Source organism: Staphylococcus sp. GDY8P67P, from assembly GCF_017892545.1.
Classification (GTDB): domain Bacteria; phylum Bacillota; class Bacilli; order Staphylococcales; family Staphylococcaceae; genus Staphylococcus; species Staphylococcus ureilyticus.
This window is the reverse complement of record NZ_JAESLH010000027.1, coordinates 13647-40174: the sequence shown is the minus strand read 5'-3', so window position 1 is coordinate 40174 and position 26528 is coordinate 13647. Positions and strand designations below refer to the sequence as shown.

Below are 26528 nucleotides of genomic sequence, written 5' to 3'. Positions count from 1 at the left end.
TAACGAAGTAATGACATAACCAGTTTTACAATTCTGGTTAAATCATTAAACGTTTATTTATATAGGAGTTTTAATATGAATGATTCTTGGTATAAAAATATTGTTGGTGCACGTACAATAAAAACAGGTTTAGCTACATTTTTAACTGCTCTTTTTTGTTTAGCCTTAAATTTAAACCCAATTTTCGCTATATTAACAGCTATAGTCACAATTGAACCAACCGCTAAGGCTTCATTAATAAAAGGGTATAGAAGACTTCCTGCTACAATTATTGGTGCATTATTTGCCGTGATTTTCACTTTTATTTTTGGTGATCAATCTGCTTTTGCCTATGCATTTAGTGCAACATTCACCATTATTTTATGTACAAAATTGAACTTACAAGTTGGTACTACTGTAGCAACATTAACCGCAATGGCTATGATTCCTGGTATACATGATGCTTATTATTTTAATTTCTTTTCCAGACTATTAACAGCTATTATTGGATTAGTAACAGCTGGATTAGTAAACTTTATTGTCTTACCACCCAAATATTATGATCAACTGGATGATGCTATTAATTTAACAGAAGAAAAAATGTATGCACTATTTCATAAGCGTATACGCCAACTAGTTGTTGGTAAATTTTATAATGGATCGACCAATCAACAACTTGCCACTTTATTAAATTTAAATCAAAAAGTCGAAACGTTGCTTTCTTATCAAAAAGACGAACTCAGTTATCATAAACATCATCATTCAGAATGGATTCGTTTAAAGTCTTTAACTACACGTACACATACAAATCGCTTATTCATAACTCACCTATCTAACTTAGTTTATTTGCCAAAAGACACGCAGGTTACCTTTACTAAAGAAGAGCAACTTGCTATGCTGAATATTGCTGACAGTATAAATAATATACATAGTACCGGACATTTTGAACGTCATCCTGAATCAGCGTCATTACTTAAATCCACGGTCAAAGGTTTAGATGAGTTTGATAAAAACCAATTAAAAAGTCATATTGTCTATGAAATACTATTAATTTATAGAATTTTAAATAGTCGATTTGCTTAAAGAATAACATTAAATACGTAACATAAAAAATAGCCTAGGACAAAGGTCCTAGGCTATTTTTTATATTTTAATAAAGTCGGAATTCTATTTTTTCTGTTGAGAAACGCGTTCAATAATGACTTTCTTAGCTGCTTCTTCCTCAGTATTATCTAATTCTTTCGGTTCGAATACAATGCCTTTGCGTTCACACGCTTTTTCTAATAGATAGTCTGTAATTTCATGGTTTTTAGGTAGTATGGGGCCATGTAAATACGTACCTAATAAATTCTTGTAATGAATACCTTCTTTGGCATCGTCATCATTATTACCAAAACCATGCGTAACTTCTCCCAAAGTCCCGAAATTATGATAAGTACGTCCCCCATGATTTTCAAATCCAACTATTGTGCCAAAAGTATTACTTTCGATTACAATATCTCCTGTCAAACGATCTTTTTTAGATTCTGTATAAAAATCTAAAATATTTAAACCGTCTAATTCTGTACCATCTGGCGTAACGTATTTACGTCCTAAAAATTGGTAACCACCGCACACAGTTAGACCGGGTAAGCCATCTTCAATCGCATCTTTCAACTTGCTTTTAATTTTAGTTAATTCTTGTGTAGCTAATGCTTGTTCTCTGTCACTACCGCCACCAATAAAAAAGATATCACATTCATCGAAAGTAACATTTTCTGTCTGATTAATATCTACTACCTTTAGTTCGATATTACGGCGTTTAGCACGTTGTTTAAGTGCAATGATATTTCCTATATCACTATATAAATTTAATTTATCGGGCATAAAGTGATAGACCGTCAACTCATTCATTTTACTTTGTCCTCCTCAAAAGAGTGGTTCAATTGCTTTAACATAGGGGAAAGTGAAGTATAGTTAGGTATTGCTACAGTAAAGCTATTTGTATATTCCATTGTTTTCGCAGTCGCTTTGTAGATATCACTTTCTAATATGATCGGTACATTAATCTCTGCAAGTTTTAATCTTAATTGTAGCTCTTCCGCTCGTGAACCTGTAACTATAATAGCTTCTATTTGTTGATTCACTAATTTTTCAAAATCAGCATCGTAAATCCAAGATGTGTCACGTCCGTCCGCAGCATAATCATTTAAACTGATTACATAAACTTTATTCCCTTCTATTCGATCACCGACCGAGAGACTTGCATTCATACCGGCAGGGTTTTTTGCTAGATTGATCATAGCTTCTTTGGTACCCTTTTTAAAATACTGCATTCTGCCATTATCAGAAGTATAAGTTTCAAACCCTTTTCGAATTGACGCATCATTTAATCCAAGTTCTCTGAGCACGGTATAAGCAGCAATTGCATTATATGCATTAAAATCGCCTGCAATTTTCATATTAAATGTTGTAGTACCAACATTTAAGTTAAGAAATGGAGTTAAATCAAATTGAGATACTTCATATTTTGTTTTTTCTCGTTTAAAACCACATTCACAATAGTAATGGCCTAATTGGTTATAATGAATATAATCATAATGTAATAAACGACCACAATTAGGACAATATCTACTTTCATTCATAGAACTTTGTTCAAAATCATGCGCATGCTTTTTCATACCATAATAAGTAACAGTATCACTTGCTATCTTTAATCTACTAACAAAAGGATCGTCGGCATTTAATAATAATTTTATACCTTTATTATCAATTGCTTTTGCAATATTATTTACCATAATATCGATTTCCCCAAATCGATCCATTTGGTCACGAAAGAAATTAGTGACGACCATCATTGTAGGTGTAACTTCGTTTAGTACTCTTGGTATAGAACCTTCATCAATTTCAATAACTGCAATTTTAGTATTTTTTTTAAGTTGCAAAATAAAAGCTGATGTAATTCCAGCAGCCATATTTGCACCTTCATTATTATGTATGATTTCAATTTGGTTTGCTTTTAACGTATGACCTATTAAATTTGATGTAGTCGTTTTCCCATTTGTACCACTTATAAATACAATCTCATCAACATGAGATGCTAATTCTCTTAAAATATTTTTATCCACTCTTCTAGCGACTTGACCTGGTAAGTCTGTTCCTTTTTTCCCAACAGTACGACTTACTTGTCTTGCCAATCTCGCTAGGCGTGTTGCAGTCCATTGTCTCATCTACTTCCTCCTCTACTATTCACTCAAATATTATAACACGATTAAGTTGTATTCCAAACAATTCTCAATGCAAATATATATCAACCTCCCAGATTAGAATAATTATTATTTACGAATGAGAATAAATTTGCTATACTAATAAAAAATGATACATGGAGGCTTTGACTTATGTTGAATAAAGAATTATTAGATGCATTAAATGAACAAATGAATCACGAATATTTTGCTGCACACGCCTATATGGCAATGGCTGCATATTGTGATAGCAAATCCTACGAAGGCTTTGCTAATTTCTATATCCAGCAAGCAAAAGAAGAAAGATTTCATGGTAAGAAAATTTATGATTACATCAATGATCGTGGTGAACAAGCAATCTTTAATTCGATACCAGCACCTAAATCTGAATTCACAAGTATCTTAGAAACCTTTGAAGATGGCTTAGCTCAAGAACAAGACGTAACACGCAGATTTTATAACTTATCTGATTTAGCTAATAAAGATAAAGATTATGCTACGATTTCATTTTTAAATTGGTTCCTAGATGAACAAGTCGAAGAAGAATCAATGTTTGATACACATATTGATTACTTAAAACGTATCGGTGATGATAGTAATACTTTATATTTATATGAGAAAGAATTAGCCTCACGTTCATTTAATGAAGATGAAGCATAGAGTTAGTGTAGTAACTCACTACTTATTTCTATATAATTATTAATGACTATACAAAAGCATGCCAATAATGTTGGCATGCTTTTTAAGTATTTATGAGTCAGCAGCAAAGACTAGCAGATGCAACTATTTGTTTCATTGAGTTTTACTCACTTGACTTCGAAAAGAGAATTATATAAAGTCATAACATATTCTATAAGAGAAAGGATTCTTGCTTGATGACAGCCAATGCTTATATTGCTTTAGATTTTGAAACTGCAAATGGAAAAAGAACGAGTATATGTTCAGTGGGAATGGTCAAAGTGATCAATCATCAAATTACAGAATCTTTTTACACACTAGTTAATCCAAATGACTATTTTTCAAAACAAAACATTGCAGTTCATGGTATTAATCCAAATGATGTGAAAGATGCACCGACATTTGAATCAGTATATCCATATATGATGCAATTCATTGATGGTTTACCAGTAGTTGCTCATAACGCAGCCTTTGATATGAATGTGTTGTATGACAGTATTAAACAAATTGGACAAGAAACGCCAACAATTACTTATTTTTGTTCACTACAACTGTCTAGAAAAACAATAAATAGTCATCGTTATGGGTTGAGCCAAATGATGAATTATTACAATCTAGATTTTCATGGTCATCACGATGCTTTAAATGATGCGAAAGCATGTGCAATGATTACCTTTAGACTATTACAACACTATGATGATTTAAACAGTATGTTATCAATATTTGGTAAACAGTTAAAAGATAAAGATTAATGGATTTAAAATCAGTCTATATTACCTTTGTATTTCACTTAAATATAGTCGTAAATTGTCATATTTTCATAGGTCGCCTTTTCTAGGTTACCCACTGTCACACCGACCAATCTAATTGGTGTTTCTGAATCTTTTAGTTCAGTATATAAACTATAAGCAATGTTATAAATATCCGTCTCATTTCTTACTGGATCTCTCAAACTTCTTTGTTTTGACAAGGTTTCAAATTTAAAAGTTTTAATTTTAACAGTAACAGTTTTGCCAGATTTTTGAATTCTGGCTAAGCGTTCAGCTGTTTTATGACTTAATTCCCATATTTTTTGCAGAATTTGATCATCATCGTTAATATCGGTTGCAAAAGTACGTTCTGTGCCGACGGATTTTCTAATTCTTGTAGCTTTCACTTCATTATTGTCTATACCTCTTGCCTTATTGTACAACCCATAACCGCGTTTTCCAAAAAGACGAATTAATTCACGTTCACTTTGATTATACAAATCTTGACCATTATAAATTTTATGTTCATGCATTTTTTCTTTTGAAGCTTTACCCACCCCTGGAAAATCTCCAATATCTAATCCCATTAATATATCGTGTACATTTTTGTAATCAATAATAGTTAGACCATTAGGCTTATTCATACCACTCGCTAACTTCGCCAAAAATTTATTGTATGAGACACCTGCAGAGGATGTTAACTTAGTTGCTTCGTATATATCTCTGCGAATATATTGTGCAATCATAGACGCCGGTAAATCAGGTCGCACTAAATGCGTAATATCTAAATAAGCCTCATCTAATGACAATGGTTCGACAATTTCAGTATAACTTTTAAAAATATTCATAATTGTATTTGATGCTTCTTTATAGGCTTCAAATCTAGGTGATACATAAAAACCATTCGGACATAATTTATGAGCTTGTGCGGTGGGCATTGCAGAATGAACACCATATTTTCTTGCCTCATAAGAAGCTGTTGACACCACGCCTCTACCACTTGCCTTTCCACCGACGATGACTGGCTTCCCTTCCAAATTTGGATTATCTCTTATTTCTACTTGAGCAAAGAAATAGTCCATATCTATATGAATAATCCTTCTTTCTGACAATGCACACACCTCCCTTTTAAAATTCATATTATGATGCTTTTGATATTTATCTTACAATCTAAATGATTTTGTTACATAATATATGCTCATAACAAAAAGCATATAAAAAAAAGAGTTAGCTAACCACTTTTTTAACACGCAATGATCCATAAAAGCAACTGCGTATATAGTAGTAATACTAACTCAGATTAATTATTTTTTATGATTTTGGTTCAGTTTGCAATTCATTTGAAGGGTTTTTTGTATAATATTTAATACCATCCTCAGTGTCTTCTATCACTTCAACCTTGTCATTTAATACGCCGGAAAGTAAATATAAATCCATAACACAATAGCCAATGTGAAAACTTGCTATAAATATGATAGATGAATAAGGCGTAATAAAAAATACGATAAATAAAATGGATGATATAACAATTAAAGGGGCTAACATAATCAAGCTATATTGCCATTTTTTAAAATAAACTTGTGGCATATGTGACTTTACCAAACCATATTTAACTCGATAAATTGGTTTTTGACCTTTTGATAAAATGCGAAACATTAAGTTATGAATCAATTCATGTATGAAATAAACAATTGTAAAACCTAAAATACCATAGATTAAATTAAATAAGATATTTTGCTCTATAACTGAAGCAAATAAATAAGCAAATTTATACGATAGCAATATACTGATCATTACTATTGTCAATTGGAATAGTAAAAATCCTTCTAATAACTTTTTATTAGAAAACAACTCAATTTTAAACATTAGCAACCCTCCAAATGCTTTGTTGTTACCTAGAGTATACAATGATTTTATCCACTTAGAAAGAGCTATTGAACAAAGTTAATGACTTGTAATTGAATTTTAACAAATCTTCTTAGAATGAAATAAACTGCAATACTGAGTAAATAACAAGTTAATTAACTTTACACAATGTTTATTGAATAACACTTATCTATTAAGCTATTTTTAAATACGGTTGAATTGTGCAACCGTTTCAACATGTGTTGTATGTGGAAACATATCTACTGGTGTAATTTTCGTTAGTTTGTAATGTTGCGCTAAATATTGCGCATCACGTTGCTGTGTAGATGGATTACATGAAATATAGACAATTTTTCTTGGATTTAATTCTAATAATGTTTGTAAAAATGTTTCATCACAGCCTTTTCTAGGTGGGTCAACCATCACTACATCTGGTTTAATTCCTTGTGATTTCCATTTTAATATAACCTCTTCTGCCTTACCACAGACAAAAGTAGTATTTTCAAATTGGTTTATAGTCGCATTTTGTTGTGCATCTTCAATGGCTTCTGGCACGACTTCTACTCCATAAACATGTTTTGTTTTTGGTGCCATATATAAACCTATTGTTCCAATACCACAATATGTATCCAGGACAATATCATCTTGATTTAAGTTTGCATATTCAATCGCAAGCTGATACAATTTTTCAGTTTGTATCGAATTAATTTGATAAAAAGATTGATCGCTTATTTTAAAAGTAACGTCTGATAATTTATCATTAATTGTTGTCTCACCATATAAGGTATTAGACTCGGCTCCTAATATCACATTGGAATGTGTATTGTTGATATTATGTTTAATACTCGTGATTTCAGGAAATGTATCAATTAATTTTTGTACAAGTAAATCACTTTGTTTAAATTTCCTGCCGTTTGTCACAAAAATAACCATTAATTCTCTTGAATGGTGTCCAGTACGTATAACAACATGTCTCATAAGCCCTTGTTTTTTTTGTTCATTATAAACACTAATATTTAATTCGTTAAACCAAACTTTAAGTTGGTTCATAACTTTTTGATGCAATTGGTCTTGAATTAAACATGTTTCCATATCTATAATATCGTGACTTCTTTGTCTATAAAAACCTGAGATAATCTCTCCTTCTTTATTCTTTCCAACGGGTATTTGTGATTTATTTCGATAATACCAGGGGTTTTCCATACCAACTGTTTCATTAATTATCGTTTCTTTAAAATCTGCTTTTCGATGAAACAAATTAACCACTTGTTCTTTCTTCATATTCAATTGAGCTTGGTATGTCATATGTTGTAATTGACAGCCCCCGCATTTGTAATAATATACACAGGGTGGCTCGACACGTTCACTACTTTGTTCTTTAACTTCTATTAATTTACCTATCGCAAAATTCTTTTTTACTTTGATCACTTTAAATTTAATCGTTTCATCTATTAAACTATTAGGGACAAACACAGGATAACGGTCTAACTTTACAACGCCATGTCCTTCATGTGTTAAATCAATTACGCGTCCTTCTATAATTTCATTTTTTTGTATTATGCTCATTTTGTCACCCCATATAAAAGAGGTTAGGCTATTTGTAGTTTTACCTAACCTCGTTGTCTATTAACATTTTGGAAGATTCATTTTATCTTATTCATTAATCTCGTTCACGATGATGCTTTATTTTAATATATTGTCTATTATTGCTCAACTAACTCCTCGTTTTTAATATCGTTTGGTGTATAGACTTCAATATGCTGTTTTAAATTCAAAAAGTTACCAGGCAACTTGCCACCATATTCACCATCCACATTCAATTGCAAATCTATAAATGAAGAAATATTAATCGATTTGGCTTTTTTATAATGTACTTTAGGATGTTTAATATGTTCACCTCGAGATGCAAGCGTCATAATATGTCCTAATTCTGCTAAATTAGCTTTTTCAACTATAATCAAGGTAAAATAGCCATCATCTAATTTGGCATCAGGCACTAACTTTTCAAATCCTGCCATAGAGTTGGTCAAACCTAATAAAAATAAGAGCGCCTCTCCTTGGAAAACCTCATCATCATATTCGATACGTAAATCAACAGCTTTCATCTGAGGCAACATTTCAAATCCTTTAATATAATATGCAAAAGGGCCGACAATTGATTTTAATCTACTTGGTGTCTCATAAGATACCTGTGTTAATTGTCCACCTGCAGCTAAATTAATGAAGTATCTACTGTTCATTTTCCCGATATCAACGCGTGTTGAATGACCTTCAATAATGACATCTATCGCGCTCATAATATCATTAGGTAAGTGCAAAGCACGCCCAAAATCATTTACAGTTCCCATTGGGATAATGCCAATCTTAGGTCTATTCGGATGTTCTGCTATGCCATTGATGACTTCATTGAGTGTCCCATCACCACCTGCAGCTATTAAAACATCATAATCTTGTGTTAAACAACGCTTCGCCTCAGTGGTAGCATCTCCAATTTTTTCAGTCGCATAGGCACTCGTTTCAAAACCGGCCTTTTCTAATTTTATTAACACATCTGGTAATGTTCGCTTAAACAATTCTTTACCAGATGTTGGGTTATAAATGATTCTAGCTCGTTTTCTCATATTTTATCCCTCAACTTTTTATACTCAGTATATATATTAAATGATTTAGTTAAATGATAAAAGCATTTAGGCTATTTTTAAAAAGAAAATATAATATACTACTCAATATTAAAGTTCTTGAAACATCCATACCTATGCTTAAAACATAAGCATTAATCCATAATTAAGAATTGCTATCACATTAAAATGTTTAAAGTTTTGATTGTGCTACATTTTACATGAATATACCTTATCCTCATTTGCTCCTTTTAAATGATCCTCTTGGCGTCAATAATTGCCAAAATCGCTGAAAAAAGATGATAATGATATATTCCTGAATGTTACACCAACAAAAAACGCCAATTCCTATATTTGTAATAGAAATTGACGTTTATTTTTAATTTAAGATGCTTCAGTCTCAGGTTTTTCTTTAATTAGATTAAAACTGTTTAAAAATGAATGATGATGTTATCTTTTATCTAATTCTTGTTTTAATAATTGGTTCACTAATTGTGGGTTAGCTTGACCTTTGGAAGCTTTCATAATTTGACCAACTAAGAAGCCCATAGCTTTACCCTTACCATTTTGATAATCTTCAACGGATTGTGGATTGTTGTCTAACGCTTCATTTACAAATTTAAGCAGTGTTGCTTCATCAGAGATTTGAACTAAGCCTTTATCTTCCATAATTTGTTTGGCATCTCCACCATTTTCAGCTAGTTCTGGGAAAACTTTTTTAGCGATTTTACTACTCATTGTGCCATCTTCAATCAACTTAATCATACCTGCAAGATTTTGTGGTGTAAGTTTAGTATCTAATAATTCTATTTGATGTTTATTTAAATACTCATTAACGCCGCCCATTAACCAGTTTGAAGTTAATTTTACATCTGCACCTTCAGCTACTGCACCTTCAAAGAAATCAGACATTTCTTTTGTCAATGTAATCACATGTGCATCATATGCTGGTAAACCAAATTGATTGACGTATTTATCTTTTCTTTCATCTGGTAATTCAGGTATTGTTTGACGTACGCGTTCTTTCCATTCATCGTCAACATATAAAGGCACAATATCTGGTTCTGGGAAGTAACGGTAATCATCAGAACCTTCTTTTACACGCATAAGATTCGTTTTACCTGTAGCTTCATCAAAACGTCTCGTTTCTTGTAAAATCTCTCCGCCGTTCAATAATTCTTCTTCTTGACGTTTTTCTTCATATTCTAACCCTTTACGAACATAAGTAAATGAGTTTAAATTTTTCAATTCTGCTTTTGTTCCAAATTCTTCTTGACCATATGGTCGTAAAGAAATATTAGCATCACAACGCAATGATCCTTCTTCCATTTTACAATCAGAGACACCAGTATATTGTATGATTGAACGCAATTTTTCTAAGTATGCATACGCTTCTTGTGGTGAGCGAATATCTGGTTCAGATACAATTTCAATCAATGGTGTACCTTGTCTATTTAAGTCAACTAGTGAATAACCATCCTTATGCGTTGACTTACCAGCATCTTCTTCCATGTGTAAACGTGTGATACCTATACGTTTCGTTTCACCATCTACTTCAATATCAATATAACCATTTTCACCAATTGGCTGATCAAATTGTGAAATTTGATATGCTTTAGGATTATCTGGATAGAAATAGTTTTTACGATCAAATTTTGATTCTGTTGCAATATCCATATTTAATGCCATTGATGCTCTCATCGCCCAATCAACCGCACGTCTATTGACAACTGGTAATACACCAGGATAAGCCAAATCAATGACGTTTGTGTTTGAGTTAGGTTTTGCTCCGAAATGTGCTGGTGATGGAGAAAACATTTTAGATTCTGTTTTTAACTCAACATGGACCTCTAGTCCAATAACTGTTTCAAAATGCATGATTTCCACTCCTTATAAATTTTCGTATTCATTATGCAAATTAAATTTTGTTTCATATTGGAAAGCGACACGATATAATGTTTTCTCATCAAATGGTTTACCAATAAATTGCAAACCAATTGGACGTCCATTCGCTTTACCGCAAGGAATAGATAAACCTGGCAAACCAGCTAAGTTAACTGGTGTTGTTAGTAAGTCATTCGCATACATTGTAAGTGGATCATCGATTTCTTCACCTATATTAAATGCAGTTGTTGGTGTTGTTGGTCCTACTACAACATCATAGTTATCAAAAATACGATCGAAATCATTTTTAATTAATGTTCTAACTTTTTGTGATTTTTTGTAGAACGCATCATAGTAACCCGAACTTAACGCAAATGTACCAAGGAAAATACGACGCTTAACTTCTTCACCAAATCCTTCACTTCTTGACATTTTATATAATTCTTCAAGTGAATTTGCTTCTGGTGAATGATAACCGTATCTGATACCATCAAAACGCGATAAATTTGATGATGCTTCAGATGATGCGATTACATAATAAGAAGGAATGCCATATTTCGTGTTTGGTAATGAAACTTCTTCTACTGTAGCACCTAATTCTTTCAATGTTTCAACAGCGTTTTTCACAGATGCTTTCACTTCGTCAGATATACCTTCGCCAAGATATTCTTTTGGTAATGCTACTTTAAGTCCTTGAATATCTTTACCAATATCAGATGTAAAGTCTGCATCTTCTACTGGTGCACTTGTACTATCATTTTCATCTAAACCAGTGATTGCTTCTAATACTAATGCATTGTCCTTAACATTGCGTGTTAACGGTCCGATTTGGTCTAATGAAGACGCAAATGCTACCAAACCAAAACGTGATACACGACCATAAGTTGGTTTTAAGCCTACGATTCCACAATAAGCTGCAGGTTGACGAATTGAACCACCAGTATCAGAGCCTAAACTAAAAGGAACTAATCCTGCTGCAACTGCTGCTGCAGAACCACCAGATGAACCACCAGGAACAGCTGTGTGATCAAATGGATTTAACGTTTTTTTAAAATAAGAAGTTTCTGTAGAACCTCCCATTGCAAATTCATCCATGTTTAATTTTCCAATTAAAACCGCTTGTTCGTTGCGTAATTTATTCATAACTGTGGATTCATAGATAGGTACAAATCCTTCTAGCATTTTACTAGCACATGTTGTTTCTACACCTTCAGTAATAATATTATCTTTAATTCCCATTGGAATACCAAAAAGTTTGCCTTCCATTTGGTCCTTGGCTTGTAACTCATCTAATTCTTGTGCTTTTTTAATAGCATTATCTTTATCTAATGCAAGAAATGATTTGATTGTTGGATCAGTTTCTTCAATTGCATCGTAGATATCGTTTACTACTTGTGAAGGTTTAATTTCTTTGTTTTTTATTAATGTAATTAAATTTTCCACAGATTCATAACGGATGGTCATCTTAAGCGTCCTCCTCATTCATGATAGATGGCACCTTGAATTGTCCATCTTCCGTCTCTTTAGCATTTTTTAATGCAAGCTCTTGAGGAATGCCCTCGATTGCTTTGTCTTCTCTTAACACGTTTTGTAAATCTAATACATGATAAGTTGGCTCAATTGAGCTAGTGTCTGCTGTATCTATATGATTAGCAAAATTTAAAATACTTTCTAATGTATCTTGCATTTCAATTGTTTCTTCTTCTGATATTTGAAGTCTAGCTAAATTAGCAATATGCTCTACCTCTTCACGTGTAACTTTAGCCATTAAATAAAAGCCTCCTTTTTACTCATTCATTATAAAATTGTATCAAAATTCCAAGCAAAAATCTAAACTTTTCACCAATAACAATAAATAACCCTGTTTATTTTAATTCCTTTTGCTCAACCTTTTGGAATTATGTGACTTAAATATATTTTGAACATAATCTACTTAAGTATCACAGCATTTATATCAATCATTGCATAATAAACCATATTTTTTATAAATAGTGTAATATTATTTCATTTAATGTAAGCTTTTTCATTTTTGTCATTGAGCTAATTATTTTGAAAAACAAAAAATATTTCTACTCTATTTATAAATTTCATTGTATAATAATTCATGTAACACAATTTAATATTCTGGGGATAAGGGAGTTGAAGTATTATGTTTATTCTAGGCACATCTTTAGCGAATCAAGTTCACGCTACTTGGCAAACGTATATCATGATTATTATTTATTTTATCATTTTATTAGTTATTGGCTATTACGGTTATAAGCAATCCACAGGTAATTTAAGTGAATTTATGCTTGGAGGTAGAAGTATTGGCCCTTATGTAACTGCCCTATCAGCAGGTGCATCTGATATGAGTGGATGGATGATTATGGGGCTTCCTGGATCTGTATATAGTACTGGATTATCTGCAATGTGGATTACAATTGGTTTATCGCTTGGCGCTTATGTTAACTATTTTGTAGTCGCACCTCGACTTCGTATTTATACTGAAATTGCAGGAGATGCTATTACCTTACCAGATTTTTTTAAAAATCGACTCAACGACCGCAAAAATTACATAAAAATAATTTCAGGTCTAATCATCGTTGTGTTTTTTACTTTATATACACATTCTGGGTTTGTATCTGGTGGTAAATTATTTGAAAGTGCTTTTGGCTTGAACTATCATTGGGGGCTTATCATTGTTGCAGCAATCGTTATTTTTTATACGTTTTTTGGTGGATATTTAGCTGTATCGATTACAGATTTCTTTCAAGGTGTAATTATGTTAATTGCTATGGTCATGGTCCCTATCGTAGCACTTATAAAACTCAACGGTTTGGATACATTTAGTGAGGTAGCAGCTATGAAACCTACCAATATGGACTTGTTTAAAGGGACTACATTTTTAGGTATTATTTCCTTATTTGCCTGGGGTTTAGGTTATTTTGGACAACCACATATCATCGTTCGTTTTATGTCCATTAAAACACATAAACTTTTACCAAAAGCTAGACGTTTAGGTATAAGCTGGATGGTTGTAGGGCTCTTAGGTGCAGTTGCTGTAGGGTTAACAGGTATCGCATTTATACCTCAATACCATATTAAAATGGAAGATCCAGAAACACTATTTATCATTATGAGCCAAATTTTATTCCATCCACTCGTTGGTGGATTCTTATTAGCAGCTATATTGGCAGCTATCATGAGCACAATTTCATCTCAGTTATTAGTAACTTCTAGTTCACTGACTGAAGATTTTTATAAACTTATTCGCGGTGAATCGAAAGCAAAAACACACGAAAAAGAGTTTGTAATGATAGGAAGACTATCTGTTTTACTAGTAGCAATTATTGCAATTTGGATTGCTTGGTCTCCAAATGATACAATTTTAAACCTTGTAGGTAATGCTTGGGCAGGGTTTGGCGCGGCATTTAGTCCGTTAGTAATCTTCTCACTTTACTGGAAGGGTTTGTCTCACGCTGGTGCTTTGAGCGGTATGATTACCGGTGCTTTAGTCGTTATTGTATGGATTGCTTGGATTAAACCATTAGCATCAATAAATGAAATCTTCGGTATGTATGAAATAATTCCTGGTTTCCTAGCCAGTGTGATCGTTACTTATCTAGTAAGTAAAATTACGAAAAAGCCCGGTGAATTTGTAAATAACGATTTAAATAAAGTAAAAGAGATTGTCAAAGAATAATCGTGTAATAACTCTTTCACTATAAATTAACACTAAAAAAGCCACACTTGTAATACATATCTTGATTACAAGTGTGGCTTTTAATGTGTATATGCTTATTAATTATTGTTTTTATAAATATGGACTTGTGGGTCTTTGTCATCTTTAGTTTTACTGATTAAAGCTTTTGCCTTGTTACCATCTTTTATACGAATTTCATATTCGTCAATATCATCAAAGTATTTCTCTGCTTGTTCAGTGATATATTGTGTGATACCAATTGTTTCTGCTTCGCCATAATAATCAATCGGTACATCAACAGTTAGTTGCTTCGCTTTTTTATTATCAAATTTAACTGTCCCTACTGCTTGAGTAAAGTTATTAAAATACGTCTGTAAATCATCATTAAATTGTTTGAAATTATTATTTAAATTTTCATCAATTTTACTTGCTTCATCAGAAGGTAACAATGCTGTTGTTTGATTAATATCTTTCCATTCATTAATACGTGTCTTACCATCTTCAACTGTCGTACCAGCAATAAACTCTCCTGGTACAATTGAATTTTCGCCAGTTTGTTTATAAATTGCAAAGTGTATAGGTATGTCTTTCAAAGCTTTATTTTCTCTGACTCTTGACAAAATTTCGCCTGCCATTTGCTTTCCTTGTTTCTTAATTTCTTTATCATCTAAATCTTTACTATAGGTCTCGCCATCTTTTTCTTTTTGATAGTAATACGTACTATTCATTGCTAGCCCAATGGTCATACCTTTAATTTTCTTCCCTTTAGTATCACCACTCGCATAAAAATCCTGTTCCAAAATATTAGAAAGATATGCAGGTGAATCTTCCGCAATTTTTTCTGGATCTGTTTCACCATTATGTGATGGATTTAAACCTAAATTCTCATTTGCTTTCTTTTCTTTTCGTTCATCTTCATCCATTGCATCTACTTCTGATTTGGTATATTTCGGGTCTAAATAAGCGTTAATCGTATCTTTATCTAAGTATTGACCATCTTGATATAAATAATCGTCAGTTGGAAAAACTTCTTTACTCAATTCTAAAAGCCCGTTTTCAAAATCTTCACCGTTATAACTATTTGCCATATTATCTTGTAATAAACCACGTGCTTGACTTTCTTTAAATGGTAAAATCGTTCTATAATTATTGCCTTGAACATTTTTATCGGTGGCAATTTCTTTAACTGAACCTGATTTTTCTTGCTGCTTATTGTCATTAGATTGTTCTTTACTTTTTTCATTATCCTCATTTCCACATGCTGATAATAGAAAAATTGCTGAGATGAATAGTATAATCGTTCTTTTCATGCATTATCTCCTCTATCCCTCTATTTCTTTTTGTTTCTGGACAAAGTCATCTTCTGTCCAAACTTCTGTACCAAATTGTTCAGCCTTTGTAAGTTTTGAACCAGCGTCTTCTCCAGCAATTACTAAATCTGTCTTTTTTGTAACACTGTTTGTAACTTTAGCACCTTGAATCTCTAACCATTTTGAAGCTTCATTTCTTGTCATTTGATATAACTTTCCAGTTAAAACAATGGTCTTATTAATAAATTCTGGATGCCCTTCTAACTCTGTTGTTTTGACACCTTTATAAGTCATATTAACATGTTTTTTCTTTAATTTATTAATAAGTGCACGGATATCTTCATTTTCTAAATAAGTGACTAATGATTGTGCTAATTTTTGACCCACATCATAGATTTCAATCAATGACTCTTCTGTAACATTAAATAAATCATCCATGGTTCCATATTTTTCAGCAATGACTTGGCTCGCTTTGACACCTAAGTGTCTAATCCCTAAACCAAATAGCAAATGTTCTAATGAGTTTGATTTAGCATCTTCAATCGCATTTAATAGATTGTTTACTTTCTTTTCACCCATTCTCTCTAATGGTAGCAAATCGTCTTTAGTTAAGTAAAATATATCAGCAACATCTTTTATTTTTTCATTTTCATAAAGTTGTTGAATAATTTTAGTACCTAAACCATCTATATTCATTGCTTGTCGTGATACAAAATGAATCATACCTTCAACAAGTTGTGCTTGGCATTTTGGATTGATACATCTTAAAGCCACTTCTCCTTCAATTCTTACAAGTTCATGACTACAACTAGGGCAATGTGTAGGCATGTGATAAACTTCAGCATTTTGTGGTCGACGATCTAATACGCTTTTTATGACTTCTGGTATAATGTCTCCCGCCTTCTTAATTACAACACTATCACCAATTCGAATATCTTTTTCATGTATTAGATCTTCATTATGTAAAGAAGCTCTAGAAACTGTAGTGCCCGCAACTTTAACTGGTTCAAGTATAGCCGTAGGTGTAACGACGCCTGTTCTACCAATACTCAGTTCAATATCTAATAAATCTGTTATGACTTCTTCAGCAGGAAACTTATACGCAATTGCCCAACGAGGAGATTTTTGTGTATATCCGAGCTCATCTTGCTGGTCTAAATCATTTACTTTGATAACAATGCCGTCGATATCATAAGGTAACTGTTCACGTGCTTCAGTCCATTTTTCAATATAATCGAATACTTCTTCTATAGTTTGGACACGTTCTCTTTCTTTATTTGTTTTAAAACCTAATTTATCTAATTCATCTAAAGCTTCGCTTTGTGTATGTGCATGAAATTGTGTAAAGTCATTTACGCTATATAAGAAAACACTTAACTTTCTCTTTGCTGCAAGTTTGGAATCTAATTGTCGAAGTGAACCAGCAGCTGCATTTCTTGGATTGGCAAAAGGTTGCTCATCATTTTGTGCTTTAGCTTCATTTAAATCAAAAAATGATTTTCTGGGCATGTATGCTTCACCACGAACTTCAAATGTTCTAGCTTCATTAATCTTTAATGGTATTGCATGTATCGTTCTTAAGTTTTCGGTGATATCTTCACCAGTAGTACCGTCACCACGTGTCAAACCTTGTACGAATTTACCATTCTCGTATTTGAGAGAAACTGCTAAACCATCTATTTTCAATTCGCACATGTATTCCACATGATTAATTTGTTCACGTATACGCTGATCAAATTTTTTTAAATCTTCTTTATTAAAAGCATTCCCTAAACTTAGCATCGGTGTATCATGATTCACTTTTTCAAAAGTTGATTGAGCTGAGCCACCCACTCTTACTGTAGGTGAATCAGCTGTTCGATATTCTGGATTGTTCGCCTCAATATCTATCAATTCATGTAAAAGTTTATCGTATTCACTGTCTGGTACTGAAGGGTTGTCTTGTACATAATATTCATAACTATATTGATTTAGTAATTGATGTAATACATCGACACGCGATTGTAAGTCAGCCACGCTTTATTCCCCTTTCTTTTCAATAGGTGCAAATTGAGCAAGCAAACGTTTAGGTCCTTCAGATTTAAAGATAATATCTAATTCAACCGAACCATTTTTTTCATTAACATTACTTACCATACCTTCACCCCATGATTTATGAATAACTTTGTCACCAACATGCCAATCCGTCGATTGTTGTGCTTTTTTCGAGGATGTCACACGTTTACTATATCCTCTTTTTTCAGGTTGTTTGGTTGCAGATTTAAATCGATTTCCTTGTGTAGTTGCTCGTGATTTATTTTCGTTTTCTAATAAATCTTCAGGTATTTCATTTAAGAATCTTGAAGCCATATTGGACTGCGGTCTTCCAAAAAGCATTCTTGATGTCGCATGCGTTAAATATAACGTTTCTTCAGCACGTGTAATCGCTACATAACAAATTCTTCTTTCTTCTTGCATTTCATGATCATCATCACTTTTTATCGCCCTTATATGTGGAAATAATGATTCTTCCATGCCCATAATAAATACAATAGGAAACTCTAATCCTTTGGCTGAGTGCATTGTCATCAACGTTATGCCATCATCTATTTGCGCTTCGTCTATATCAGCAACTAAAGATAAGTCTGTTAAAAAATTGATTAACGACTGTTCTTCTAATGGCGTGTTTTCTTCGTAGTCTTTAGGGACTGACATAAATTCATCTATATTTTCTAATCTACTTCTTGATTCTAATGTTTGTTCTCGTTCCAACATCTCACGGTAACCTGATTTCACCAATACTTCTTCAACGATTTCTGTAATCTCTAAAAATTCTTGTTGTTTAATTAAGTTCTGTATCATGTCATAAAATGAAATACATGCTTGTGTTACTTTTTTAGATAAGCCTATAAAGTCTACTTCTGCTAGTGCATCAAACATACTTATCTCGTTTTGAGCAGCATATGCCTGAATTTTATCTACTGTCGATGGACCTACGCCACGTTTTGGTACATTGATTACACGACGTAAACTGATATCATCATTGCTATTGGCTATTATTCTCAAATAGCTAAGTAGATCTTTAATTTCTTTACGATCATAGAATTTTTGACCACCAACCATTGTGTATGGAATATTAGATTTCATAAATGTCTCTTCCAACACACGAGACTGAGCATTGGTACGGTATAAGATAGCCATATCTTTATATTTTTTTCCATTACGTTGTTGTTTCATAATTTCCTTAACTACATATTCCGCTTCGTCTCTCTCAGTAGTAGCTTCATAATAGTGAATTTTTTCTCCAGATGTATTACCTGTCCATAATCCTTTGGGTTTACGCTCTGAATTATTTTTGATTACTTCGTTAGCTGCATTTAATATATTTTTAGTTGAGCGATAATTTTGTTCTAAAAATATCGTTTTAGCTTCAGGATAATCTTCTTCAAAGGAAAGTATGTTTTGAATATCAGCACCACGCCAACCATAAATAGATTGATCAGAATCACCAACTACACATAAATTTTTAAATTTAGATGCTAAAAGATTTACTAATGTATATTGTGCTTTGTTTGTATCTTGGTACTCATCGACATGAATGTATTGGAATTTATTTTGATAAAATTCTAACACATCTGGCACACGTTCAAATAATCGAATTGTAACCATGATTAAATCATCAAAATCTAACGCTTCATTTCTTGATAACTGTCTTTGATATCCTTTATACACTGTAGCAACCATTTGTTCATGATATGTTTCAGCATCTTTTTGTGCATCCTCTGGTGTTTTCAATTCATTTTTCAAATTACTTATAGCACCTATAAACATTCTTGGTTCAAACTTTTTACTATCTATATTTTCATTTTTCAACACATCTTTGATAACTGATTTTTGGTCAGTAGGATCAATTATAGTAAAATTACGTTCAATACCAATTCTATCCGCATCTCTTCTCAGTATTCTTACACACATTGAGTGAAATGTTGACATCCATATAACTTGAGCCGGTTCTCCTACTAAAGCTTCCACACGTGCTTTCATTTCTTTTGCTGCCTTGTTTGTAAAAGTAATCGCTAGAATGTTGTATGGGGATACGTCCTTTTCATCAAGCAAGTAAGCTATACGATGAGTTAAAACACGTGTTTTGCCTGAACCCGCACCCGCCATAATAAGTAATGGTCCTTCTGTAGTGCGTACTGCTAAACTTTGTTCATCATTCATCTTATTTACTAATGCATTCATTTATGTGACTCCTTTATCTTAACTGTTTTTAATGCGTTTTTAATGTCTTTATAAACAATATCACCAACGATAATCGTATCAGCAATCGAAGCCATTTCTTCAGCTTCTTCTTGATTACTAATGCCACCACCATAAAATAATTGTGTATCACTTAACATATTTGCAGCTGTCTTTACCTTTTCAACTTCTCCGTATGCACCACTATATTCAAGGTACATAACTGGTAATTTATACATTTCATTAATCATTTGAGCATATGCTTCGATATCTTCATCTGTTAAATTTGTTTCAGCTTGTGTAACTTGTGCTACTTTGCTTTCAGGATTCATGACAACATATCCTTCAAAAACAACTTCTTCAAAATCTATGACATGTCCAAATGATTTCAATGCTTCTAAAAGTACACCGTTATGATATTTTACATCTGTACTATTCAATACAGTCGGTACAAAATAAAAATCAAAACCAGGCATAACACTTTCGATATTGGAAATTTCGAAAACGAGAGGTAAAGGGTATCTTCTCACCCTACTCATCAATTGAATAACATTATCTTCAGTAACATCATCTGTGCCACCTATCATAATTGCATCGGTTTGAGACATACATACCGCCTCTAAATCATCGTCAGAAATCGACTTAGCAGGATCTAATTTAAAAATATGTTTCCATTTTTTAATGTCATACATGATATGTTACTCCTTTTTTAGCATACTTTTGATTATATCATTTTTAACTACTGAGTTCTAAAATGATATAGGATTTTATAATGAATTCTAACATGACATATCAATGGTAAATTAATCATGTTTCTCATTAAATATATTCAAAATTTTTCAGAAAAATAATCGCTTCGTCTCTATTTTATCAATACACTTTAAATTAACAACATAAAAAGCTGTCAGCAAAGAAAGTTTCTTTACTAACAGCTTTACTAATGAAATCATTAAAATTACACTTCGCTACAGTATATAGAATTATTAATTAATCGGCCGTTTCAATATTCATGCGGTCTAGAATCATTGTGTAAGCATCATTTCCCCATTGTAAAGATCTCTTAACACGAGAAATCGTTGCAGTTGAAGCACCAGACTCTTGTTCAATCGTCGCATAAGTATATCCTTGCTTAATCATTTTTGCGACTTGCAATCGTTGAGATAACGATTGAATCTCATTTACTGTACATAAATCGTCAAAGAATTGGTAACATTCTTCTCTGTTTTCTAATGTAAGAATTGCATCAAATAATTCATCTAATGCTTTTCCTCTTAATTTTTCTATTTGCATTAAAAACAACCCCTGTACTTTCATTTTAATCTTAATTCAACGTGCTAATACATTAAAGTGTAACGATTTCATAAATAAATTTCAATTATTCTAATCCTGCACGTTTAAAAATCGTATCAACTTGGTTTAAATGGTGTTTTGGATTGAAACATTCATCTAATTCTTCAGTGCTCAATAAATCTGTAATAGATGAATCTTGTTCAATTAATGTTCTAAATGGTGTTTTTGTTTCCCAAGACTCCATCGCTTTTGGCTGTACTTTATCATATGCTGCTTCACGTGCTAAACCTTTATTTATCAATGCTAATAATACACGTTGCGAATAAATAAGACCAAAAGTTTTATCGATATTTGCTAACATATTATCTTCAAATACAGTAAGTCTTTCTACAATATTTGTAAATCTATTTAACCCGTAATCTAAAGCTATCGTTACATCTGGCAGCATGATTCTTTCTGCAGATGAATGTGAAATATCTCTTTCATGCCATAAAGCTACATTTTCATATGCAGTTGTAATGTATCCTCTGATAACACGAGCAATACCAGTAATATTTTCTGAGCCAATTGGATTACGTTTGTGTGGCATCGCTGACGAACCTTTTTGGCCTTTAGCAAAAGCTTCTTCAACTTCTCTTGTTTCAGTTTTTTGTAAGTTGCGTATTTCCACTGCAAATTTTTCCATAGAAGTACTTATCAACGCTAAAGTAGCTATATAATATGCGTGTCGGTCACGTTGTAACGTCTGAGTAGAAACAGCGGCTGTATCTAAACCTAAATTTTCACAGACATGCGCTTCAATTTCAGGTGGGATGTTTGCAAAAGTCCCTACTGCACCACTCATTTTACCAACTTCTATTTCTTTTCTCACACGCTTAAAACGCTCTAAATTACGTTTCATTTCTGTATACCATAATGCCATTTTGACACCAAATGTTGTTGGTTCCGCATGTACACCATGAGTTCGTCCCATCATTAAAGTATATTTATAATTTTTAGCTTTTTGTGCTAAAACATCAATAAATCTTTCTAAATCTTTTTCAATAATATCGTTTGCTTGTTTAATGACATAACTTAATGCCGTATCAACTACATCAGTTGATGTTAACCCGTAGTGTACCCATTTACGCTCTTCACCTAATGTCTCTGATACTTGTCTTGTAAATGCAACGACATCGTGTCGTGTTTCTTCCTCAATTTCTTTTGCGCGGTTAACATCAACCTTTGCATTCTGACGAATTTTCAATACATCTTCAGCAGGTATATCTCCTAATTTACTCCAAGCTTCACATGCTAGTATTTCTACTTCTAACCAAGCTTCATAGCGATTTTGATCCGTCCAAATATTTGACATTTCTTCTCTAGAATAACGTTCTATCATTAAAATAAGCTCCTATCTTGCGTAAGTTTTAGTTCACAAACTCCAAAAACATGTACATTCTATCAAAAAATACAATTAAAGTTCGTGTTTATTCTTGTCATTATTAGTTTAACAGAATTGATCATAAATGTATAAGTCTTTTCTATCTTCTTTATAGAAATTTTAACACGTTTTATCAAAAGCCGTGCATAAAAACCTTATTCTCCTCAAGATTTATCATTTTATATTAATTTGCGATTATATGATAAAAAAATCGTTGACCTGAGATTTCTATCTCTGCCAACGATTACATTTATATATCTAACACTAAGTATCTGTTTTAAACGATTATTCTATTAATTTTCCAACAAATTGAATTTCTTGCCTGTATACTTCATATTTACCATCTTTATTTTCTTTATAAATTGGTTTTTCAAAGCGTTTAATAGGCATATATCCAGCATCTCGCATACGTTGCAAACAAGCTTGTATCGTTTCGTTTTCTTCTACTTTAAACTTTTGCTGCTTTTTCATATACTTTCCACTTTATCTGGATCATATTGTTTAAGTTTCTTGCTACGCACACCTTTAACCCAAAAACCACCGTGAATTGTTCTTGGTTCATATGCGATGATAAACGCTTTTTCATCAATTTGCTTAATGGTTTCTATCAATTTCAGCTCAAAACGTCTTGGTGTTAATATTTGTAAAATTAATCTCGTGCCATCTCTGCCATAAGCAGTATTATGTGTAACGCCATAACCTAAATCTCTCAATTGCTTTGGTAAATCTAATTCATATTCAGATGAAGTAACATTCACAACTGTATAGCCAAGCGCTAATTTCTCTTCAATTTTCATTCCTACAATAATACCGATTGAAAACCCAAATGCATATGCAAAGACATTTTGAATTTGATCTAAACTAGACATAACCATTCCCAAACCGATAACGTATACTAAAACTTCTAAGAAACTTACCACTGCTGCAACATAACGATAACCTTTGAGTGTTAAAATCGTTCTCATTGTCAAACAAGTTACATAAGCAACATTAATAATAAAAATAGCTAAAACCATTAACCATGGATTAGAAGTAATTACTGACATGTTCATTTCCCTTTCTTTCTCATTAAATTCAAATTATTTTATCAGTAACTTATTATTTTGTCACTAAAATCATTCGAAATCTGTTTGATTTTTCGGCCATGTATATCTTGTGTAAGCTAATTCTCTTTTATGTGCATTTTTAATATAATGATTTTCTATGATAGCTTTTGCTTCTTTTGGCACTTGTTTTCCTTCTAAATAATCATCTATATGAGCATAACTAACACCAAGTGCATCTTCATCTGGTAATTGTGGTTTGTTTTCTTCTAAATCAGCAGTTGGTACTTTTTCATATAAATGTGCTGGAGCATCTAAATATGCTAATATTTGTCGCCCTTGACGTTTATTTAAACCAAATAACGGTGCGATATCTGCTGCACCATCGCCATATTTTGTAAAAAATCCAGTCAAGTTTTCCGCTGAGTGATCAGTACCCACAACAATTCCTTGTTGATTGGATGCAATCGAAAATTGTGCTTTCATACGTTCACGCGCTTTTTCATTCCCTTTTTGGAAATCCGTCAACACAATTCCAGATTCTTTTAGCGATTCTACACTTTGATCTACTGAAGGTTTAATGTTGACTGTAATTGTTCGATCCGGTTGTATAAACTTCAAAGCATCTTCAACTTCATCGGCATCTTTTTGTTCGCCATATGGTAATTTAACTGCAATAAATTGACAATCAATATCTTTTTCTTTTAATTCATTTATCGCAATTTGACATAGCTTGCCAGCTAAAGTCGAATCTTGCCCACCTGAAATACCTAAAACCAATGATTTAATAAATGAATGAGACTGGATATAATTTTTAATAAATTGAATAATATTGCGCGTTTCTAATTTGCTATCAATGCTGGGCTTGACTTTCATTTCTCTTACGATAATATCTTGAATTTCACTCATTTTCTTCTTCCATCTCCTTCACATGTTCTGCCACTTCAAATATACGTTTATGTTTATTTTCCCAACATTCTGTACTTAAATCAACTGGGTACTCCTGAGGATTAAGATGACGCTTGTTCTCATCCCATAAGTACGAAAGACTTTTAGTCAAATAATTTTGTGCTTCCTTTTCATCTGGTAAATCATAAACGAGTTCACCGTCTTTAAAAATATCATGGTGTAACGGCTTGGCTATAAAGGATTTTATAAATTTCATCTTATACGTATGTACAGGATGGAACAATTTAAGCGGAGACTCATCATAAGGATCTTCATGCGCTAACGTGATATAGTCACCCTCAGCTTTGTTTGTTTTCTTATTAATAATACGATAGACGTTTTTCTTTCCTGGTGTAGTTACCTTTTCTGCATTGTTTGATAGCTTTATTCGGTCTACATAATTCCCTGAAGCATCTTGTACTGCCACAAGTTTGTATACTGCACCTAAGGCAGGCTGATCGTAACCAGTAATTAATTTAGTACCAACACCCCATGAATCAACCTTTGCACCTTGCGATTTCAAGCTTGTAATCGTTTGTTCATCTAAATCATTTGATGCAATAATTTTAGTTTCAGTAAATCCTGCATCATCTAACATGCGACGTGCTTCTTTTGATAAATAAGCGATATCACCAGAATCTAAACGTATACCAACAAAGTTAATTTCATCACCAAGCTCTTTAGCAACTTTTATCGCTGTTGGTACACCAGATTTCAAAGTATGAAAAGTATCAACTAAGAACACGCAATCTTTATGGCGTTCTGCATATTTTTTAAATGCAATATATTCATCACCATAAGTTTGAACCATTGCATGCGCATGCGTTCCTGATACTGGTATGCCAAAAAGTTTTCCAGCGCGCACATTACTCGTTGAATCAAATCCACCAATATATGCTGCTCTTGCACCCCACAAAGCAGCATCTGCTTCTTGTCCACGTCTTGTTCCAAATTCCATTAATGTGTCATTTGGCGCTACTTGTTTTATTCTACTTGCTTTCGTAGTAATTAGCGTGTGAAAATTCACGATATTTAACAACATCGTTTCAATTAATTGTGCTTGGATAAGTGGTGCTTCTACGCTTAATAAAGGTTCATTACCAAAACATAATTCTCCTTCTTGCATAGAACGAATATTACCAGTAAATTTCATATCTTTTAAATATTCTAAAAAGTCTTCTTGATAACCAATGGATTTTAAATATTTAATATCCGATTCTGAAAAATGAAAGTTATTGATATAAGCAATCACTCGTTTCAATCCATTAAACACTGCATATCCGCTGTTGAAAGGCATATTTCTAAAATATAAATCAAATACAGCATTTCTTTCATGAATCCCGTCATTCCAATAACTCTCCGCCATATTTATTTGATATAAATCATTATGTAATACTAATGTATCATCCTCAAATTGGTACACCGCTATCTCTCCTATCGGCTTTTTCATTAGTTTAACACAAAAAATTAAACGTTTATATCTGAAATGAATTTATCCATATTACTTCAAACATAACGCATCATAATATTAAATATAATTTTGTTATTTAATTATTATTTAGTTAGTAGTAAATTCAAAATAGTAGCGACAAAATCATGACAATTCTATA

The 26528-nt window shown here is 32.4% G+C and carries 23 protein-coding genes; 4 read left to right on the top strand and 19 right to left on the bottom strand.

All coding sequences use genetic code 11. From position 1 onward, the window contains the following. The first annotated feature begins 75 nt into the window (after positions 1-75). Positions 76-1062: an FUSC family protein gene (locus tag KA833_RS10495; protein ID WP_064209717.1), complete on the top strand. Its 987-nt coding sequence runs from the start codon at positions 76-78 to the stop codon at positions 1060-1062. A gap of 84 nt (positions 1063-1146) precedes the next feature. Here the strand turns inward: KA833_RS10495 and gatD are convergent, their stop codons facing one another. Both gatD and murT read right to left on the bottom strand, forming a co-directional pair. Further along, positions 1147-1872, bottom strand: coding sequence for a lipid II isoglutaminyl synthase subunit GatD (gene gatD, locus KA833_RS10490; protein WP_064209718.1), 726 nt, complete (start codon positions 1870-1872; stop codon positions 1147-1149). Then, complete coding sequence (gene murT / locus KA833_RS10485) at positions 1869-3188, bottom strand: lipid II isoglutaminyl synthase subunit MurT (RefSeq protein WP_046207958.1); 1320 nt, start codon at positions 3186-3188, stop codon at positions 1869-1871. Before murT ends, gatD begins: the two co-directional genes overlap by 4 nt. A gap of 168 nt (positions 3189-3356) precedes the next feature. On the opposite strand from murT, the gene KA833_RS10480 reads away from it, so the two are divergent. Together KA833_RS10480 and KA833_RS10475 are read left to right on the top strand one after the other, a co-directional pair. Further along, positions 3357-3863, top strand: a complete 507-nt coding sequence (locus tag KA833_RS10480; RefSeq protein WP_046207959.1) for a ferritin — start codon at positions 3357-3359, stop codon at positions 3861-3863. A gap of 215 nt (positions 3864-4078) precedes the next feature. Next, the gene (locus tag KA833_RS10475) at positions 4079-4633 is read left to right on the top strand and encodes a 3'-5' exonuclease (protein ID WP_210128659.1); all 555 of its coding nucleotides are present in this window, start codon (positions 4079-4081) and stop codon (positions 4631-4633) included. Positions 4634-4671: 38 nt separating this feature from the next. Here the strand turns inward: KA833_RS10475 and dinB are convergent, their stop codons facing one another. The 7 genes from dinB to gatC all read right to left on the bottom strand — a co-directional run bounded on the left by dinB (position 4672) and on the right by gatC (position 12766). Continuing rightward, positions 4672-5742: a DNA polymerase IV gene (gene dinB, locus KA833_RS10470; RefSeq protein WP_070039292.1), complete on the bottom strand. Its 1071-nt coding sequence runs from the start codon at positions 5740-5742 to the stop codon at positions 4672-4674. 199 nt (positions 5743-5941) lie between these two features. Then, positions 5942-6496: a DUF3267 domain-containing protein gene (locus KA833_RS10465; protein ID WP_046207962.1), complete on the bottom strand. Its 555-nt coding sequence runs from the start codon at positions 6494-6496 to the stop codon at positions 5942-5944. Positions 6497-6700: 204 nt separating this feature from the next. Continuing rightward, positions 6701-8062: a 23S rRNA (uracil(1939)-C(5))-methyltransferase RlmD gene (gene rlmD / locus KA833_RS10460; RefSeq protein WP_210128660.1), complete on the bottom strand. Its 1362-nt coding sequence runs from the start codon at positions 8060-8062 to the stop codon at positions 6701-6703. A gap of 137 nt (positions 8063-8199) precedes the next feature. Continuing rightward, positions 8200-9117, bottom strand: a complete 918-nt coding sequence (locus KA833_RS10455; protein WP_046207964.1) for a diacylglycerol kinase — start codon at positions 9115-9117, stop codon at positions 8200-8202. Positions 9118-9564: 447 nt separating this feature from the next. Beyond that, the gene (gene gatB / locus KA833_RS10450; RefSeq protein WP_046207965.1) at positions 9565-10992 is read right to left on the bottom strand and encodes an Asp-tRNA(Asn)/Glu-tRNA(Gln) amidotransferase subunit GatB; all 1428 of its coding nucleotides are present in this window, start codon (positions 10990-10992) and stop codon (positions 9565-9567) included. Positions 10993-11004: 12 nt separating this feature from the next. Then, the gene (gene gatA / locus KA833_RS10445) at positions 11005-12462 is read right to left on the bottom strand and encodes an Asp-tRNA(Asn)/Glu-tRNA(Gln) amidotransferase subunit GatA (RefSeq protein ID WP_210139556.1); all 1458 of its coding nucleotides are present in this window, start codon (positions 12460-12462) and stop codon (positions 11005-11007) included. A 1-nt stretch (position 12463) separates the two neighbouring features. Beyond that, on the bottom strand, positions 12464-12766 hold the full coding sequence (gene gatC / locus KA833_RS10440; RefSeq protein WP_019469599.1) for an Asp-tRNA(Asn)/Glu-tRNA(Gln) amidotransferase subunit GatC: 303 nt from the start codon (positions 12764-12766) through the stop codon (positions 12464-12466). Positions 12767-13147: 381 nt separating this feature from the next. Between gatC and putP the strand changes: the two genes are divergently transcribed. After that, positions 13148-14683 carry a sodium/proline symporter PutP gene (gene putP, locus KA833_RS10435; RefSeq protein ID WP_046207967.1) on the top strand — a complete coding sequence of 512 codons (1536 nt, stop codon included), beginning with the start codon at positions 13148-13150 and terminating at the stop codon, positions 14681-14683. A gap of 98 nt (positions 14684-14781) precedes the next feature. On the opposite strand, the gene KA833_RS10430 is transcribed toward putP, so the two are convergent. From KA833_RS10430 to KA833_RS10385, 10 genes are all read right to left on the bottom strand, one after another. Then, complete coding sequence (locus KA833_RS10430; RefSeq protein ID WP_064209724.1) at positions 14782-15993, bottom strand: CamS family sex pheromone protein; 1212 nt, start codon at positions 15991-15993, stop codon at positions 14782-14784. 12 nt (positions 15994-16005) lie between these two features. Continuing rightward, positions 16006-18009, bottom strand: coding sequence for an NAD-dependent DNA ligase LigA (ligA, locus tag KA833_RS10425; protein WP_046207969.1), 2004 nt, complete (start codon positions 18007-18009; stop codon positions 16006-16008). A 3-nt stretch (positions 18010-18012) separates the two neighbouring features. Further along, complete coding sequence (pcrA, locus tag KA833_RS10420; RefSeq protein WP_070039289.1) at positions 18013-20217, bottom strand: DNA helicase PcrA; 2205 nt, start codon at positions 20215-20217, stop codon at positions 18013-18015. After that, a complete protein-coding gene (gene pcrB / locus KA833_RS10415; protein WP_210128661.1) occupies positions 20214-20906 on the bottom strand; it encodes a heptaprenylglyceryl phosphate synthase in 693 nt (230 codons plus the stop codon). Before pcrB ends, pcrA begins: the two co-directional genes overlap by 4 nt. A 295-nt stretch (positions 20907-21201) precedes the next feature. Next, complete coding sequence (locus KA833_RS10410; RefSeq protein ID WP_046207972.1) at positions 21202-21504, bottom strand: YerC/YecD family TrpR-related protein; 303 nt, start codon at positions 21502-21504, stop codon at positions 21202-21204. An 85-nt stretch (positions 21505-21589) separates the two neighbouring features. Then, on the bottom strand, positions 21590-22885 hold the full coding sequence (gene purB, locus KA833_RS10405) for an adenylosuccinate lyase (protein WP_064209727.1): 1296 nt from the start codon (positions 22883-22885) through the stop codon (positions 21590-21592). 327 nt (positions 22886-23212) lie between these two features. Further along, positions 23213-23398, bottom strand: coding sequence for an NETI motif-containing protein (locus KA833_RS10400; protein ID WP_046207974.1), 186 nt, complete (start codon positions 23396-23398; stop codon positions 23213-23215). Beyond that, positions 23395-23973 (bottom strand): DUF2179 domain-containing protein, encoded by a 579-nt coding sequence (locus KA833_RS10395; RefSeq protein WP_019469590.1) that lies wholly within the window; start codon positions 23971-23973, stop codon positions 23395-23397. The genes KA833_RS10400 and KA833_RS10395 overlap by 4 nt, the downstream gene beginning before the upstream one ends. Before the next feature lie 69 nt (positions 23974-24042). Beyond that, on the bottom strand, positions 24043-24879 hold the full coding sequence (nadE, locus tag KA833_RS10390; protein ID WP_070658295.1) for an ammonia-dependent NAD(+) synthetase: 837 nt from the start codon (positions 24877-24879) through the stop codon (positions 24043-24045). Beyond that, positions 24872-26341: a nicotinate phosphoribosyltransferase gene (locus tag KA833_RS10385; RefSeq protein WP_210128662.1), complete on the bottom strand. Its 1470-nt coding sequence runs from the start codon at positions 26339-26341 to the stop codon at positions 24872-24874. The genes nadE and KA833_RS10385 overlap by 8 nt, the downstream gene beginning before the upstream one ends. Between the last annotated feature and the right edge of the window lie 187 nt (positions 26342-26528).

Coding starts and splice junctions, on each gene's coding strand:
- KA833_RS10495 (WP_064209717.1), top strand. CDS start 76: ATGAATGATTCTTGGTATAAAAATATTGTTGGTGCACGTACAATAAAA.
- gatD (WP_064209718.1), bottom strand. CDS start 1,872: ATGAATGAGTTGACGGTCTATCACTTTATGCCCGATAAATTAAATTTA.
- murT (WP_046207958.1), bottom strand. CDS start 3,188: ATGAGACAATGGACTGCAACACGCCTAGCGAGATTGGCAAGACAAGTA.
- KA833_RS10480 (WP_046207959.1), top strand. CDS start 3,357: ATGTTGAATAAAGAATTATTAGATGCATTAAATGAACAAATGAATCAC.
- KA833_RS10475 (WP_210128659.1), top strand. CDS start 4,079: ATGACAGCCAATGCTTATATTGCTTTAGATTTTGAAACTGCAAATGGA.
- KA833_RS10465 (WP_046207962.1), bottom strand. CDS start 6,496: ATGTTTAAAATTGAGTTGTTTTCTAATAAAAAGTTATTAGAAGGATTT.
- rlmD (WP_210128660.1), bottom strand. CDS start 8,062: ATGAGCATAATACAAAAAAATGAAATTATAGAAGGACGCGTAATTGAT.
- KA833_RS10455 (WP_046207964.1), bottom strand. CDS start 9,117: ATGAGAAAACGAGCTAGAATCATTTATAACCCAACATCTGGTAAAGAA.
- gatB (WP_046207965.1), bottom strand. CDS start 10,992: ATGCATTTTGAAACAGTTATTGGACTAGAGGTCCATGTTGAGTTAAAA.
- gatA (WP_210139556.1), bottom strand. CDS start 12,462: ATGACCATCCGTTATGAATCTGTGGAAAATTTAATTACATTAATAAAA.
- gatC (WP_019469599.1), bottom strand. CDS start 12,766: ATGGCTAAAGTTACACGTGAAGAGGTAGAGCATATTGCTAATTTAGCT.
- putP (WP_046207967.1), top strand. CDS start 13,148: ATGTTTATTCTAGGCACATCTTTAGCGAATCAAGTTCACGCTACTTGG.
- KA833_RS10430 (WP_064209724.1), bottom strand. CDS start 15,993: ATGAAAAGAACGATTATACTATTCATCTCAGCAATTTTTCTATTATCA.
- pcrA (WP_070039289.1), bottom strand. CDS start 20,217: ATGAATGCATTAGTAAATAAGATGAATGATGAACAAAGTTTAGCAGTA.
- pcrB (WP_210128661.1), bottom strand. CDS start 20,906: ATGTATGACATTAAAAAATGGAAACATATTTTTAAATTAGATCCTGCT.
- KA833_RS10410 (WP_046207972.1), bottom strand. CDS start 21,504: ATGCAAATAGAAAAATTAAGAGGAAAAGCATTAGATGAATTATTTGAT.
- purB (WP_064209727.1), bottom strand. CDS start 22,885: ATGATAGAACGTTATTCTAGAGAAGAAATGTCAAATATTTGGACGGAT.
- KA833_RS10400 (WP_046207974.1), bottom strand. CDS start 23,398: ATGAAAAAGCAGCAAAAGTTTAAAGTAGAAGAAAACGAAACGATACAA.
- KA833_RS10395 (WP_019469590.1), bottom strand. CDS start 23,973: ATGTCAGTAATTACTTCTAATCCATGGTTAATGGTTTTAGCTATTTTT.
- nadE (WP_070658295.1), bottom strand. CDS start 24,879: ATGAGTGAAATTCAAGATATTATCGTAAGAGAAATGAAAGTCAAGCCC.